This is a genomic window from Legionella jordanis (genome assembly GCF_900637635.1).
GTDB classification, from domain to species: domain Bacteria; phylum Pseudomonadota; class Gammaproteobacteria; order Legionellales; family Legionellaceae; genus Tatlockia; species Tatlockia jordanis.
This window is the reverse complement of the sequence record NZ_LR134383.1, coordinates 524,891-541,020: the sequence shown is the minus strand read 5'-3', so window position 1 is coordinate 541,020 and position 16,130 is coordinate 524,891. Positions and strand designations below refer to the sequence as shown.

Here is a 16,130-nt window from a genome sequence, read left to right as displayed (position 1 = left end):
AATCTATCTAACCTCAGCTCGACATAAGCAAGCCTAAATTTTCATTAAGGGAATAGATTTTGAGGGAAGGTTTTCTCGGTTTGAGCATATATAGCAGCTAAGCCGGATAAAAGGTTAATGACAAAATTATCCGGTTTACGATGTCTGGTATGTTCAATTTGGCAAATTGATTTTAATTGCTCAATAACTGTTTCAACGCTGCTGCGTTGTCCGAGGAAATATTTTTCAAAAGTTGAGAGTATTTTGGCCTTCATGTTTCTGCGTACCTTTGTGATAAGCTTAAGTCCTTTCTGGAAAAGGCTTTCCTCTTTTTTCTTTGAAAGATACCCCTTATCAGCTACGGCAAGACCATGGAGGTTTTTGAAAAGCTGCTCTAGTGGTTGACGGTCATCCACATTGCCTTTTGTTATGCAAAAAGCAATTAATTCACCAAGATGATTAATCACAAGATGGAGCTTAAAGCCGAAAAACCAGCCCATTGAGGATTTGCCACGTTCCGCTATTCCAGCAAATGTTTTATGGCGATGAATACGCTTGTTATGACATACTTTCATGGTGGTTGAATCAACATAATACAGCCCTGTCTTCTTCCCCATATGCGACAGCAAATAGGGTGATAAAGGCGTCACTACGGATAACATGATTTCTACGAACCGATTATAACTGACAAGTTTCGGAAAATACGATTTCATATCCATCTCCACGCATTCACGATAATAGTCTTTAAAGGTTCGATAATGGCTGAGATGAAATAAAATCATGACCGTCATGATTTCACTGACTGACAGCCTACAAGAGCGTTGTCTTTTGCGATTCGGTGATGGAAGTAAATAAGGTGTAGTAGTTCAAACTTGATCTGACAGTTACTGGTTTTTCAAGAAGTGTCTGTCAGGTCAAATTTGAACTACTACATATAAAATTAAAAGATTGATCTGCCTTTATCGATTTTCCTATTCGGCTTTAGTCCAAAAATTTTCCGTCGCACATGGTTATCAGGTTGGAGTCCTTGCCGCTCCAGCTGATCATGTGCATTATCCGGCAATAACACTTTACTTCTTCTGGCGAGCTGAACCATATCGAGTTGGGACAAGTCTCGCAAGCTGTTTTGACTTTTGGCTGGCGGGCCTTGTCTAATGCTGTCAGCGTTGGGCTTCGTACTGGAAAGTGTTCCTCTTTTTCCAATGACTGCTCCAGCAGCTTCATTGCTTCTTGGAGTTCTTCCTCCATCATTAAATCTGTATCGTCTTGATTGCTCATAGCGTCTCTCCTGTTCTAAGACCATTTTTTGGCGCTGTGCTTCCATTTCTGAATCAGCAAAGGTGATCGGGATATTATGCTGGATGGTTATTTGAAGAATGATCTTTTTAAAAAGTGGCGAGCCATTTACCTGGATACAGTTGCCGTATCTCTGCTGTGCCATCTCAATGGCTTTTTTCAGTGTAGCAATAGAGCCGCCCTTAGAAATTTTAATTTCCTTGCCGGTGTTTCTGATGACCGCCTTATCCATTTTATATATCTCTGTTCCCTCTTTAGTAATGGAATCAACTTGCTTAATATCAGCTAAGGAAAAATTAGATGACACAGCAGATAAGGAATAATTACTTTGATTTTTTCGATTGTGATAACGCATAGCTGTTAAGGCTTCTTTGTCTCCTTCCAGAGCTTTTTGCTGCAACCAATCAGCCCAGGTTTTGTTTTTATGTAATTCAAGAAGATGCTTTCGTTCTTTGGCATAATTTTGGCGAACTTTTTCAATTTCTTTCAAAAGGGTTTTGCTGATTTGCTGGTAAAGATATTTTTTTTGAGTCCTCGGGGCTTTCATTAACTTCAAAACTGCTCGTTTGGTTCGACCAAGTTTCTTGGCTTTCGTAATCAGTCTGGCTTTAGCTTCACGCAGATGTTTGAGTTTCTCGGCAAGCAACGTTTTGCCATGTTCTTTTTCATGTAGGTAACGCGCATAAATTTCTGAACCGATCACTTTCCTATTTAGTGGTTCATAACGATAAATATTTTGCCCGGATCTTTCAGTACGAAATGGTGAGGGCTTAAATTCACCCAACCTGGATTCCAGGTTCTTTTTGGAAAAGCATCGTGAAACTGAGCTTGCCTTAACCATAAGTCCTACCTCATTACAAAAGACCAGACCATTAGCTTTAATATGAATTTCCAAGCCATGAAGGAATAGGATTTTATGAACCTCATTCCAATGGTTGGCCTGGTTAATCTGTTCCAGACAATTTCTCTTTATCCAGTTAATCAAGCTTTCAATGCCAGAATGTTGTTCCATATCATCAGCAAGATTCTCTGAACGACTTTTTCGGGTTCGATGATTGGTTATTTCAAGACCATACTCAATTTCCAGTTTCGATGCCACATCTGCAAAAGCCCTATAAGCTCTATACGGCTCAATCATGTTAAATGTTTTTGGATGAATTTTATTGATGGCAACATGAATATGAAGGTTGTCTGTGTCGTGATGAATAGCGCTAATCCTTTGATGATCTTTGAATCCAATAGATGATACGACACTTTCCTCTATAGCTTTCAATACCTCGTTGGAGGGATTTTCCCCTGGGGCAAAAGATATGAGCATGTGGTAGGTTTTATCGCTTTTAGCTCTTTGGTTTCTCGCCTGAGTTGCCAATACTTCATGAATAGCCCATGTAAGATCAACACTCTTACAGTTTGATATCCTGACTTTACCTACTCGTTCCTGTTTATTTTGTTCATCAGTAATGTATTTTACCAGAGCTGAATAGCTGCTTAGTCTTGCTGACTTCATTGGGATATGGCGAATAATCATAATTTTTTCACCACTTCAAACATTGCATCCTGCGTTGTTTGAATGCGATCCAACAAAGCTTTAATCCTTCGATGATCAAAATATGCGACACGTCTATCCTGGGTAAGCCAGAGCTTAAACAGACCGCCGAGCCTTCCCATGTCTGCATTTATTTTGGATAACTGGAGAATATAATCCTTATCAATGGCACTTTGGATTTGATAGCCCAACCCAATCCGACGTAAATATTCGGCAACAGAAAGTCCTGCTTGGGCGGCATGGGATTTAATTGCAATTTCTTCATCGGGAAGAACGGGAACACGTAGGTGGCGGCTGTGTTTTCTGGTAGGTAGTTTATTCTTATCATCCATAAGGATGCTGACCTCTTAACAAGTGGTTTGCAATCCTTTAGGTACTGATTAATTGTTTTCTTTTTGATTTCAAAAAGCAAGATACCCGTTGAGCACCGAAGGTGCGAATAAGGTTTGTGAAGATTGATAGCCAGCTTGCTGGATAGCTAACTTCACCTATCTTGCCCTGCTTTTCCAGATCACTTTAAAGAATCATATCAGGAACTTTTTAGAACTTGCAACGATTTTTAAAGAATTTTTTTGCCTATAGAACTATAATAATCCAAATTTTTCCTAAAAGTTCTTTTATAATGCTCAAATACTCATTTTTATATTCTAGTAAATTCTTAATAGTTCTAAAATATTCCTTTTTTCTTGTTCAAATCCTAATTATGATTTAGACTTTTTAAATAATAAAAATTGACACCAAAGAAGAATGAAAAAGCCACTTTCCGAACGGGTAATCCAAAATCAGTCAGAAAAAAAGAACGGGCGAACCAATGCCAAGATTCAATTTATCGCACTGAAAGAAGACATTCGAGAAGCCCTTGATAAGGGCTGTTCGATGAAAGCTGTTTGGGAAACTTTATCTGATGAAGGACAAATTTCATTCGGCTACAAGGCATTTAGGCATTACGTACTTAAGTTAATTAAGTCAGAGCAGGAAAACATCAGGGATGATAAACAAAGCAAAAGTAAAACTACCAATGAAATCAAAGGTTTTACTTTTAATCCAATACCCAACCCGGAGGAACTCTTGTAATGGCAAAAATACATATCACGATGCAGGGCAAAGGCGGTGTCGGTAAATCCTTTGTCTCGGCAACTACCGCTCAGTACAAGCTTAATAAAGCACAATCCCCACTTTGTATTGATACCGATCCCATTAACGCCACCTTTCATGGCTTTAAGTCACTTAATGTCGAACGCCTGAATATTATGGAAGGCGATGAAATCAATCCGCGCCATTTTGACACCTTAATTGAAAAAATTGCAAATACACAAAATGACGTGATTATTGATAATGGCGCCAGTTCTTTTGTGCCTTTATCGCATTATCTCATCACCAACCAAGTGCCCACCTTGTTAAAAGACATGGGGCATGAACTTATCATCCATACCGTTATCACTGGTGGTCAAGCGTTACTGGACACAATAAATGGCTTTGCTCAGCTGGTAAATCAATTTCCAGGAGATGTTCGCTATGTTGTGTGGCTAAATCCCTATTGGGGAAAGGTTGAGAGTGAAGGAAAACCTTTTGAGCAAATGAAGGTATACAAAGAGACCAAAGATCGAATCGCAGCAATAATCAATATTCCTGATTTAAAGGAAGAAACTTTCGGCCATGATCTCTCAAATATGCTTCAACAAAAAATTACATTTAATGAGGCAATCGATTCCCCTGAGCGAAATATTATGACCAGGCAGCGATTAAAGCTGATACGGGATCAACTATTCAGCCAGATTGATAACGCCATGGTGATCTAATGTCAGAGAAAATTAATGAAGCTATTCAAGACATTGCAGGCAAGCATGGTGTTGTTCTGGGTAGAGATGATCCAGTTCTTATCCTCCAAACCATGAATGACAGGCTGCTTGAGGAAAATCGAAAAGCACAACAGGAAATGCTGACTCAGTTCAAAGAGGAAATGGAGAGCATTTCCTCTCAATGGAAGGTTGATGCTAAAGACAAAGCTGAGAAAGTACTTAATGCTGCATTGGCTAGTAGTAAAGAAGCCATGAACAAAATGCTGGGGGAGGCAACCAATGAATCCGTTCTCATCATGAGAAATCTGATATCAGATGCGTTGATGGAGGCGCGTGATTTGACTCACCAGACACGGACAAGAAATCAATTAGCATTGTTATCATTGTTTGCAATGCTGACTGTAACTTGTTTGTTTATGTGAATTAGTTTCGACTTAATCTGACACAAGTACTTGAAAAAGAGAGAGTTTCCGGTTTTGATAGAAGTGCGAACTTGAAACAAAACCAAAAGGAAAACTCTCATGATAGATAATACAGTTAAAATTATTAAACATAAAGTTGGCTTATTAAACCTTGCTGAAGAATTAGGGAATGTATCTAAGGCATGTAAAGTAATGGGCTTATCCAGAGATACATTTTATCGCTATAAGTCGGCAGTAGAATCGGGAGGAGTTGATGCTTTATTCGATCAAAGCCGAAGAAAACCTAATCTAAAAAATAGAGTAGAAGAAGCAATTGAACTCTCGGTAAGGGAGTATGCGATCGCATTTCCAGCCCATGGTCAGCTTCGTACGAGCAATGAGCTTCGTAAACGGGGTATTTTTGTTTCTCCAAGTGGAGTTCGTAGCATTTGGCTGCGATATGAGCTTGCCAATTTTAAAGACCGCTTAAAAGCATTAGAGGCTAAAGTAGCTTCTGAAGGAATTATATTGACGGAAGCGCAGGTCGTAGCTTTGGAGAAAAAGAAATTTGATGATGAGGCATGTGGTGAAATCGAAACAGCACATCCTGGTTACCTCGGCTCGCAAGATACTTTTTATGTGGGTACGCTTAAAGGAGTCGGTCGCATTTATCAGCAAACTTTTGTTGATACCTATAGTAAAGTGGCATTTGCCAAGCTTTATACGACTAAAACGCCAATTACTTCAGCAGATTTACTGAACGATAAGGTTTTACCCTTCTTCGAACAACACGATTTACCTATACTGCGTATTTTAACAGATAGGGGTACTGAATATTGTGGCAAGGTAGAACAGCATGATTATCAGCTTTATTTGGCAATTAATAACATTGACCATACAAAGACAAAAGCAAATTCACCCCAAACAAATGGGATTTGTGAACGTTTTCATAAAACGATTTTACAGGAGTTTTATCAAGTAACATTCCGAAAGAAAATTTACGAATCAATCGATGAATTGCAAAAAGATCTGGACGAATGGATGGATTACTATAATAATCAACGTACTCATCAGGGTAAAATGTGTTGTGGACGTACTCCAATGCAAACTTTGATAGAGGCTAAACAAATCTGGATGGAAAAATTTATAAACTAAATTTGACCTGACAGACACTTCTTAAAAACCGGTAACTGTCAGATCAAGTTGGAACTACTACAGTTTATGTCGTTATTTTTCATATATGTTATAGGGTAGCTGTTTCTTAGTAAGTATTTGCAAATGTGTTTTGATAAGGCCAAAGCTTATTTAAGAACTGCTCCAGTTGCAGTGATTCTGAGTTGAAAACTGGAATGGCAGGAATCAAAAGTAAATGTACCAATTCTAAATTTAGAATGGCTCTCTTAACATCCATACAAAAATTGATGGCTTTTATCACCAATCACCCTATCCCAAAATACCCTGTTGGATTTATATTAGTTATATTCATTGAGCCTTATCATTGAAATAAGATCGTATTTTATATAGCTAATATCTCAAAAAAAGTGGCAAAAATTTAATACCAGAAGCAGACGAAGCTATGGAACATATTGGTTCATTAGTCAACTTAAGATCATTGCCAAGTAAATCTCCAGAGTTGATAATAAGTAACTACTGATGAAGACTAAATTAGTCTAGTGCTTTACGTAAGTCTCTAATTTTTTCGCCAAGCTGAATTAAAGTTGGATGTTTTTTGTGCATTCATATAGAATACGTGTCTTATGATTATATGGCAAGGACTATAAGAATCAAAAAAGGAGGGGCAACGACCTATTAAACTGGAGATAAGATGAACTCTGAAATTCAGCTAGAGACATATCTACAAGAACTAACTCAACACAGGTTAAGTAGCCAACTAAAATTGGTTGCTGCCTGGGATGGTCTTTCAATTGAAACGCACATTAAAATTTTGAGTACAGATGTTTATATCCCTGATGAAGTAATATCTAAAGGTTTGGACAGTCCAAATGATTATGTTCGTTATTTATGTGCTGAACGTTTTTTTTGTTCGTCAAATTTAGAACAACAAACTGAGGTTGATAAGGAAAGACTTGAAAAAATATCAAATGATAAATGCATTATCGTTAAATTTACTCATTGCCCTAGTAAAGAAATTCATGTGCGTGAAAAAAACAAAGATGGTCATGATATATTAGTTCTAAATCCAGAAAATTTTTTTTCCATGCATCCTGCTGAACAAATTTTATATTTCAGTATGCTAAGTGTTAGGGATGGAGAAGAAATCGCTGCAATAATTGAATGGGGATTTAATAATCAGATTGACCAAAAGCATCTTGCTAATTTAATAGGAGAATTAGCACATAATTTTAATAAAGATAAATTAGATGACTCTTTTTCTGAAGATGGTTACACTGAATATCTTTATGCAAGAAATCTAGAAGCTCTGTGGAAACTTGTTCCAAAACTTGGTGAGACTAAACTAGCACGATATCTAGTCTGGTCTTTGCCAACATATGCATTTTTTTTGGAAGAAACTCTTTTTGAAGATTTAATGAAACTCTTGCCTAAAAAATTGGCAGTTATTTTGCTTAATCGTAGTGATTTTTATTACTTTGACCTGAGAAAAAAGATTTCAACCTCGAAAGATGAGTTTTTTGATGATGAAATCAAAAATGCTGCTGCTTCTAAACTGGAAGATCCAGTGATAATTTCTATAGAAAAACAAGAAAAACGTGAATCATTTAAAAACATTGTCTTAATAGGTATGTTTATATTTGGGCTTATATGTAGTTATCTAGATGTAAAAAGATGGGGTACTTTTGTATGTATTGCAATACCTTCAATTGTTTGGGTTACACAATGGATTAAACAAACATTAAATAATTTAATAGATGACATCGTGAAGAAAGCTGCCAAGCAGATCAAAGAGCGTTCAGATTCAATGAATGTATTGGATGAAATTGCATAAAAATAATAAATTAACCTCAGCTCGATATAAGAATAAGGTTATGTCATTGAATTATTGAAAAAATTATCGGTGCTATATACATTTTGTTTCTTTAAAATTCACGCCTGAATTATGAAAGGAAATAAGATGTTAGCACCGATAGTAGAAATATTCTGTGATATTGATGATTTTTGCAAGGCATGGTTTAAAGAAATGTCGCCTTATTTGAATTAGTTTCGACTTAATCTGGCGGATTCCAAGGGTGAACACCTTGTAGTTCTAGAATATATGGGTCGTGCTCATCAACCTTAGCTTGAATTTTATCAACATCTTTAGCTAATTCCTGTACGTAAAACTCCAAGCTTTCCAATCTTTCTGCTATATCATCAGACATATCAACCCCACTGTTATTTTTTATAATTGACTGCATTGTATTCCAATCTTTATAACCATTTATTTTTGCAATGGCTTGTAGACAGGATGAGTGTGAAACATCACCAAATTTTTCGTCCAGGAAGGATTTAAGCACTTGAGCTTGTTTTTTAACAGAATCAATAGATAACATGATATGTTCCTCATCAAATTGGGAGTTATTGCCAGTGTCTGCATTAAGGCTTTCCCTTATCTGATTCAGAATAAAGAAAACAAATAATAAAATTAGAAAACTATTTACCATTCCCATATTGTATGGGTGCAGAGGTAATCCGCCCACAAAATAGTTGATGCCAAAAGTAGAATTTTCTCGTAATGTATGTGCAAGGAGATTCTGCATGAAGAAATCAAAATTTAGTGACAGCCAAATCCTGTCGATATTGAAGCAAGCTCAAAGTGGTGTTGCAGTTCCAGATTTATGTCGAGAGCATGGTATAAGCAATGCGACATTCTATAACTGGCGAGCCAAGTATGGAGGCATGGATCTTCCAATGATGGCTCGGCTAAAGGAACTTGAAGCAGAGAATAGCCGCTTAAAGAAGATGTACGCTGAAGAGCGCTTAAAGTCAGAAATTTTAAAAGAGGTGCTTGAAAAAAAGTAAAAAAGCCATCCGCTCGCCGAGAGCTTGCGCGCGTGATAGTGCGGGAACGGAATATTGAAGTCAGGATGGCTTGCTGGTTATTTAGCATCAGTGAGACGTGCTACCGTTATGAACCCAAACTGAATGAAGAAAACAGGGTCATAGCGGATTGGCTAATGCGCTTAACTCAAAACAACCGTAACTGGGGATTTGGCTTGTGTTTTTTATATTTGCGCAACGTGAAAGGTTTTTGTTGGAATCACAAACGTGTTTACCGTGTATACAAAGAGCTCGAGTTAAATTTACGGATAAAACCCAAAAAACGGTTAATCAGGGAAAAGCCTGAGTCCCTGGCCGTGCCAACATCAAGCAACCAGTGCTGGTCAATGGATTTTATGCATGATCAACTGGATAATGGACGCTGTTATCGGCTACTGAATATTATTGATGACTTTAACCGGGAAGGCCTGACAATCGAAGCGGATTTTTCATTGCCTTCTGCCCGAGTCATCCGGACACTGGAGCAAGTCATTGAATGGCGAGGCAAGCCTAAGCAGATACGTTGTGATAATGGGCCTGAATACGTAAGCCATAAGCTCGCAAGATGGGCTAAAAATCACGATATTGAGCTTGTATTCATTCAGCCAGGTTGTCCGCAGCAAAATGCCTATATTGAGCGCTATAATCGTACTGTTCGGTATGACTGGCTTAATCAATACTTATTTGAGAGTATTGAACAAGTCCAGGAACAGGCCACCAAGTGGCTTTGGTCTTATAACAATGAACGTCCTAACTCGGCTATTGGAGGTATACCACCCAAAAGAAAATTGGCTCTAGCAGCCTAGGTTTCTACTTTTAGTGTCAGTTAAAAATGGGGGGATTACCCAGACGGATAGGTTAGTTTTAAACCGGGAAGAATAATCACATAAACTGAAATTAGTGTCAAACTAATATTCAAATCTATAACTTTCGAGCATAATATTAGCCTAAGAGATATGAACAACATTACTCCTTTGCGACAAGCGCCGGCGACTATATCGACTAGCAATTTTATCAACCTTAGGTTTAATCTGGCGTTCCACTCCTTTCATTCCCAGTTTGCTGTGCTTTGCCAAATCATTAAAATCACTGAATTGTCTGGGGTTTAATGACTGTTCGCCTGGTGCAAAGATTGGTAGAACAATAAAGCCATTGACAGCATCGGCAGCCTCACCTGCTTTTTCTTTGCCGGGGTTGATACCCTTCGATAACTCCAGATGCTTGTCATCATCAGCTGCCAGGATAACTGGAGTATGTGGATATTTTTCATGCAATGCTTTCGCCACCGATTTCAGGTTACCTGAATCAAAGGCAGAAACGACAGCAGGCAGCCCACATGCTTCTTTTATCGTTGCAGCGGTTGCATATCCTTCCGCAATGACAATAACCGGCGCATCAGAAAGTTTGTTCATGCCGCCCAGAACATGAAAGCAGCCATCCTTTTTTGAATCTTTAGCGAAGCGCTTGGTGCCATCTTCTGCAATGTATTGAACCGTCCAAATTGTACCTTCAATATCGGTTGCAGGAATACAAGTTAATTTTTTGTCGTCATCGGTATAAACACCTGAATGAACCTGAATGCCTTTTGATTTCATATAGGGTGTTGGCTCAGTTGCCTCGCTCATTTTGGAAAGCCTTTGCTTGAGCCTTAAAGCGGTGCTTTTGTGCCTTTCCACCAATTCAAGCTCGCGATTTTTTTGATTTTCGAGTACCTGAGCCTTAAGTGCTGCTTTTTGTTCATCGGTTAAAACATAACCTTTACTTTTCCATTTTAGCTCAGCGCCTGTGCGGTTATTTTTGATATAGCCTGCGGGAATACCATCTAAATGGGCCACGTAAAAGCCTGCCTTTTCACCAGTTTTATCGCCCTCCATTTGTATACGATGAGCCTTGCCGTCCATGATAGGATGCTCACCTGTCAATACTGCACCCAAACTGATTAAAGTTTCCTTGAATTCATCGGCTGGTGAAAGTGCTTTGTCTTCTGGTGAGTTTTGATTTTCTGGAAGCCAGGCTCTGATTTTTTCAATGGAAACACCTGGTTTTGCATACCAGCATTTCTGGGTTTTATCCCAGGCAATGCCAGGTGTTCCATCAGGCAACTTCCCTACCACGGATTTGGCTAACTCTTTTTGTTTGAATGGGATGCTAAGCCAGACTTTTTCAGGGATATTCTTTTCGGATTCCATTAGAGTTTCCTCATTATTTTTTTCATCCCTGTTTACAATAGATTGCTCATGCTGGATGTCTTGTGCTTGTTCCAATGAGCAAATGTGATTGACAATTTTTTCAGCATCCGCTGACGCTCTGAATATTTCCAGCGGATCACCTTCTAAAACGCGAATCCATGATTTGATGTAAGCCGTGTGTTGGGAGGGGTCATGTCCAATGCCAAGCTCCGAACCCAACAACATACTGGCGATTTCAGCCCTTAGTTCTTCTTTGGCGTAAGCTTCACTGCCAAAGGGATGGCGTAGGTCTCGATCAAGCCTTAAAGGATGCCCGCTCCAATGACCAAGCTCATGAAGGGCTGTGACGTAATAATGGGCGGCTGATTTAAATTGCTCTTTGGGAGGGAGGTGAATGCTGTCGGTTGATACCCTGTAAAATGCTCTATCAGCCTCCGAATGAAAAATGGCAGCACCGGAATTAAGTAGCAGGTTTTCTGCTCTTTCAATTAAAGACCAGTCCTGCTCTTTTTGGACAAGTTCCGGCATATTATCAATTTGTGAGGCATGAAATACCGTTGCGTAAAACACCTTGGGTCTTTCAAGGTTAACCTGCACTTTGACAGGATTTCCCTGCTCATCGAGGACTGGGTTTCCCGCATCATCGTTTTTGATTTTTTCATCAGTAAATTTCCAGTATTGAACAGTCGTGCCTTTTTCTCCTTTTCTAACCTGCGCGTCAATGCTTTGTGCCTGTTTGTAGGTGAGCCAGCGGTTATCCCCGCTTTGATTTAACATCAAGTACAAGGCATTAATGCCTCGATACCGCTTTCCTGTGACTGGATTAAACGGGATTTGGCCGCCGCCCGTGCCTGGTTCCCATGGTTTTACCCAGGGCGCGGTTCCTTGTTTGAGGCTTTCAATGATTTGGTTGGCCACAACCTGATGGTGAGACAATTTAGTCATAGGCTGCCTCCTTAGCATCATCTTCACTGAGCGCATCCTCAGAAAAGGCACCCATGATTTCTGCTTCGATGGGAGTGACTTCGGCGATAAAACCAGGAACCATCAAATCATCTAATTTTTCTGAAATTACATCCATTAATTCAGCTTTATTCATGCTATTTCTCCACTTGTTGCATTTACCCATATGGGTTTAATCACTCCCTTCACTTGCCCTATACGAATAGGGCCATAATAACGACTATCAAAAGACCATTCGCTTTGGCTAGTCATAGTTATGAGTTCATCTTCTTTGATCTGATAATCTATAGTGCGCCATTGAGGCAAAGGTCGTTTCCTTCCATCTATTAATGTCGGTTTTGAAAAGAGAATAAGTTGGCGATTAACAAAAACGCCGTCGGAGGTGATAGATATTTGATCACCATTTGTTGCCACCACTTTTTTCATTAAATACCCATAACCGCCAGGGCAAAGGCCACTTCCGATATAGCCTCTATCTAATCCCTGTTTAAAAGCCGGTCGATCATCGGGGCAAAAAATCACATAGGAATTTTTGATGTTTTTTATATTTGTAATGCGATAAAGGCCAAAAGGAATGGAATCTGTGGTGTTCACGCGAAAGCCCATCAGCATGAAAAGAAATGCCATGCCGATGATGCTTAACATAAGAACAGCAATCCAGGAAGTGAACTTTTTCATAGTCTGATTTCCTCATCTTCACGAAGGCGGGCGCGTAAGATATCTGATTGCTCTGGCGCTTCAACAGAAGCTCTGGCGATAAACACAGGGTCTTTAAAATAAAGCGGCTGTTTGCCATAAATGGCAGGAAATCCTGCCACATACACCACCATATCGCCTGCTTCCTTGATTAAACCGTTTTCATCTTTTTTTGGTCCAGGCATACGTTGACATTCATCAACCGTTAAAAGCGGTCGGGAGACTTCTTGTTTTGTTTTGGAAATCTGGTTTAAAAAGGTTGAAAATCGTTTGCCACTGGTCGTGATATGCTCTTTCACAATAGTGGTTTGGCCGGTAAGTTTTGATAGATGCTCGGCGGTTTCAATCCGGTTGGGCGGATAAGCATTTTGGATATGGCAGTTTGAGGTGATGGTTTCATCTGGGCCATAGCCGCGCTCACGACTTTTAAGCTGATTAATGTCCTGGCAGATTAAATAAAACTTCAAACCATAACCGGCAACAAACGCCAATGACTCTTGTAAAATATCAAGCTTCCCAAGACTTGGGAATTCATCAATCATGCACAACAGGCGATGTTTATAGGTTTTCTTCGTTCTTACGAAATAATTCCCTCGCCCATCATCGACTCGTTCGAATTCCATTTTATCCGCCAAAAGGCGGACAACCATATTCAGCATAACTCGAACTAAAGGCTGCAATCGTGCTTTATCATTGGGTTGAGTCACGATATAAAGACTGACAGGGCTTGCATGATGCATCAAATCTTTAATACAGAAATCTGAGCCAGAGACATTGTGGGCGACCACCGGATCACGGTATAAAGCCAGGTACGATTTTAAGGTGGATAAGACAGAACCCGCTTCTTCCTCCGGCCTATCAATCATATCACGAGCCGATGCGCTGATAACAGAATGTGTTTTGCCATCAACATGCGGGTATTGGGTCATTTCAATCAATAAATCGGCGATATTAGTATTTGGATCGACCAACATGCGATCAATATTTGGAAAAGTAGCCGGTTCTCCTTGATTTTTCAGCTTATAAATTGCATGTAGAATAAACCCAACCAAAAGTGCTTGGGATGTTTTCTGCCAGTGGGTTTCAAGTCCTTTACCATCAGGATCAATTACAAGCGTTGCAAGATTTTGTACATCACCAACTTCATATTCCGTACCTACTCTAATTTCATCTAATGGATTCCATCGGGCTGAATCCTTTAATGTTGCCGGCTCAAAGCGAATGACTTTATTGTTGGCATGCTTTTGACGCCAACCAGCTGTTAATGCCCAAAGCTCTCCTTTTAAATCCGTAATCACACAAGACTGTTTCCAGGATAAAAGGGTAGGAATAACAAGACCAACCCCTTTGCCAGAACGCGTTGGGGCATAAGTTAAAATATGCTCTGGGCCATTATGGCGTAAATAATGAATATCCCCTTTTTCATCTTCAATAGCACCGACATAAACGCCTTCCTCATTGCCAAACAGTCCAGCATTTTTTAAATCATCTCTGTTGGCCCATCTGGCTGAACCATGCAGGTATTCACTGATGTTTTCTTTTTTTAAATGCTTAGCAACAAAAACAATCAACATTAAAAAAAGACTGCCACTCATCGCCATCAAACCAAAGGCTGCATTAAAATAATCAGGATAATAATGATGGTATTTCAAGCTCCACCAAAGGGACTGCCATGGAAAGTAGACATGATTCAGCGAAAACCCTAATTCATCACTAAAATGCAACTTATAAGCCACAAATTGTGTGCCAACCTGCATACTGATGAAAAGCGAGAGAGCAACTAAAATAACAAGTTGTTTATTCGTTTTTTCATTATGCTTTTGTCTCACCTGTGGGCCAATGGCTTTGTTGGGTTTGTTCAAGCTCATTGACCGTCTCCAGATGCTTTTTGATTGACAAATTGACTGACTTCATCATCACTGTTTATGTTCCCTGAACTAAAACTGCCTTCTGGAGCACCCATAGAAGTGACATTTTGAGACTCGGATACCTGTTGATTAATAGTTGGCGATTCAGCATTGGAAGATATGCGTTGATGAATGGCATCAGCAATTTTACCGCCTGTGGTATCAGCCGCTTTTGCAGAAAAAGCATCTTTCATACTTGCTGCTTTTTCACGGGCGACATCAAACGCCCCAGAAGCTAAATGTGAACCAAAGGAACCAGCAAATTTAGAAGCTTGTCCCATGGCCTGAGCCAAACTACCTTGTTTTGAGCCTGGGCTATCTCCTGACACAGAGCCAGCGCCACTTGCGCCGATACTATGAGAAGCAGCCTTGAATGCAGCCTGTAAAGCGGATAATCCCCCAGCACTCTGCACAGCTGCAGCACCCGCAGCGCCTGCTAAGGCTGTTCCTGCAATTCCCGCAGCCCCTAACGCGCCTCCAAGACCAAGTCCACCACCGCCACCTGAGCCACCACCTGAAACGATGCCGGATAAAACAGGGGGAATTTTATTGATAAGTACCAACAAAAGTACGGCAACAACCATCATGACAAACATTTCTTTTAGCATGATGTTTTCTGACATTGCCGCGTAATATTGATCTACAAAAGACTTTCCTATGCCGATAATCAAAATCATGGCAAAGGCTTGTAATGCGATCCCTAGTACTGTTTTGTAATAGTTAATCGCAATATCCTGTGTCCAGCGTCCGCCGCCAAAACCTAATAAAATGATGCCACCATAAGTCAAGATCCAGGCTGTAATCAGGATAATGAGCATATTAATACTGACCAACGCCAATATAATCAGAATAAGCCCCGCAACAATTAATCCTACCGTCGTTGCAGCCGGTGACCAGATTGATGAGCTGTCGATTGCTTTTGATACAATATCAAACCCCACATCCACAATGTCAGAAGGCGACACATGTTCGTTAATTCCAGAAGCTTTTGCAGCGAGCTGTCGCATAGAATCCATGATTGCAGTTGCAATCGCAGGCCCATTATCTAAAATCCAATAGAAAAAACCGACAACCACTAAAAATTTTACGGTTTCTGCCAAAAACTCTTGAGTATCTGCTTTTCGCAAAGCCATGAGACCATAAGTCCATACCATGCTGATGGTGGCCAAAGACCAAAAAAGGTAACGAGCATAACCTAAAATAGTTTGGCTCCACATCGAGGCAGTGCTGGAAAATCGATATAAGATATTGTCTAGCAAATCTCTGCTGTCTACGCCATGGCCCTGGGCATGACAGCATACAGAAAAGCCGAGCAAACAGAGTATGAGTAAAGAGGTGGTTGTCATTTTATTCATAGT

General features: G+C 39.8%; 13 protein-coding genes and 2 pseudogenes. 6 read left to right on the top strand and 9 right to left on the bottom strand.

What is annotated here, in order from left to right:
- Window positions 1-13 precede the first annotated feature (13 nt).
- The 3 genes and pseudogenes from EL203_RS02540 to traJ form a co-directional block, all read right to left on the bottom strand.
- A pseudogene (locus EL203_RS02540) lies at window positions 14-839 on the bottom strand (IS982 family transposase); the annotation flags it as partial.
- Window positions 840-919: 80 nt separating this feature from the next.
- Window positions 920-2,803: a TraI/MobA(P) family conjugative relaxase gene (gene traI / locus EL203_RS02535; protein WP_058470665.1), complete on the bottom strand. Its 1,884-nt coding sequence runs from the start codon at window positions 2,801-2,803 to the stop codon at window positions 920-922.
- Complete coding sequence (gene traJ / locus EL203_RS02530; protein ID WP_058470666.1) at window positions 2,800-3,153, bottom strand: conjugal transfer transcriptional regulator TraJ; 354 nt, start codon at window positions 3,151-3,153, stop codon at window positions 2,800-2,802. Before traJ ends, traI begins: the two co-directional genes overlap by 4 nt.
- Before the next feature lie 415 nt (window positions 3,154-3,568).
- Between traJ and EL203_RS02525 the strand changes: the two genes are divergently transcribed.
- From EL203_RS02525 to EL203_RS02500, 5 genes and pseudogenes are all read left to right on the top strand, one after another.
- On the top strand, window positions 3,569-3,895 hold the full coding sequence (locus tag EL203_RS02525; protein WP_011945703.1) for a TraK family protein: 327 nt from the start codon (window positions 3,569-3,571) through the stop codon (window positions 3,893-3,895).
- On the top strand, window positions 3,895-4,620 hold the full coding sequence (locus EL203_RS02520) for an ArsA-related P-loop ATPase (protein ID WP_058470667.1): 726 nt from the start codon (window positions 3,895-3,897) through the stop codon (window positions 4,618-4,620). The genes EL203_RS02525 and EL203_RS02520 overlap by 1 nt, the downstream gene beginning before the upstream one ends.
- A complete protein-coding gene (locus EL203_RS02515; protein WP_058470668.1) occupies window positions 4,620-5,042 on the top strand; it encodes a conjugal transfer protein TraM in 423 nt (140 codons plus the stop codon). Before EL203_RS02520 ends, EL203_RS02515 begins: the two co-directional genes overlap by 1 nt.
- Before the next feature lie 99 nt (window positions 5,043-5,141).
- A pseudogene (locus EL203_RS02510) lies at window positions 5,142-6,201 on the top strand (IS481 family transposase).
- A 645-nt stretch (window positions 6,202-6,846) separates the two neighbouring features.
- Window positions 6,847-7,986, top strand: coding sequence for a hypothetical protein (locus EL203_RS02500; RefSeq protein WP_058469929.1), 1,140 nt, complete (start codon window positions 6,847-6,849; stop codon window positions 7,984-7,986).
- A 220-nt stretch (window positions 7,987-8,206) separates the two neighbouring features.
- On the opposite strand, the gene EL203_RS02495 is transcribed toward EL203_RS02500, so the two are convergent.
- Complete coding sequence (locus tag EL203_RS02495) at window positions 8,207-8,737, bottom strand: glyoxalase superfamily protein (RefSeq protein WP_064108439.1); 531 nt, start codon at window positions 8,735-8,737, stop codon at window positions 8,207-8,209.
- Between EL203_RS02495 and EL203_RS02490 the strand changes: the two genes are divergently transcribed.
- Window positions 8,736-9,823, top strand: a protein-coding gene (locus tag EL203_RS02490) for an IS3 family transposase (RefSeq protein WP_161516441.1) whose coding sequence is annotated in 2 segments (ribosomal slippage) — window positions 8,736-8,997 and window positions 8,997-9,823 — 1,089 coding nt in all. Because the reading frame shifts where the segments join, the coding sequence is not laid out codon by codon here. The two genes, EL203_RS02495 and EL203_RS02490, sit on opposite strands and share 2 nt — an antisense overlap.
- A gap of 141 nt (window positions 9,824-9,964) precedes the next feature.
- Here the strand turns inward: EL203_RS02490 and EL203_RS02485 are convergent.
- Genes EL203_RS02485 through trbL form a run of 5 tightly spaced genes read right to left on the bottom strand, consistent with a single transcriptional unit; the run spans window position 9,965 to window position 16,127 of the window.
- A complete protein-coding gene (locus EL203_RS02485; protein WP_058471073.1) occupies window positions 9,965-12,151 on the bottom strand; it encodes a zincin-like metallopeptidase domain-containing protein in 2,187 nt (728 codons plus the stop codon).
- Window positions 12,144-12,305, bottom strand: a complete 162-nt coding sequence (locus tag EL203_RS14280; protein WP_027226379.1) for a hypothetical protein — start codon at window positions 12,303-12,305, stop codon at window positions 12,144-12,146. Before EL203_RS14280 ends, EL203_RS02485 begins: the two co-directional genes overlap by 8 nt.
- A complete protein-coding gene (gene traF, locus EL203_RS02480) occupies window positions 12,302-12,847 on the bottom strand; it encodes a conjugative transfer signal peptidase TraF (protein WP_058471074.1) in 546 nt (181 codons plus the stop codon). Before traF ends, EL203_RS14280 begins: the two co-directional genes overlap by 4 nt.
- A complete protein-coding gene (locus EL203_RS02475) occupies window positions 12,844-14,733 on the bottom strand; it encodes a type IV secretory system conjugative DNA transfer family protein (protein ID WP_058471075.1) in 1,890 nt (629 codons plus the stop codon). Before EL203_RS02475 ends, traF begins: the two co-directional genes overlap by 4 nt.
- The gene (gene trbL, locus EL203_RS02470) at window positions 14,730-16,127 is read right to left on the bottom strand and encodes a P-type conjugative transfer protein TrbL (RefSeq protein ID WP_058471076.1); all 1,398 of its coding nucleotides are present in this window, start codon (window positions 16,125-16,127) and stop codon (window positions 14,730-14,732) included. The genes EL203_RS02475 and trbL overlap by 4 nt, the downstream gene beginning before the upstream one ends.
- Window positions 16,128-16,130 lie beyond the last annotated feature (3 nt).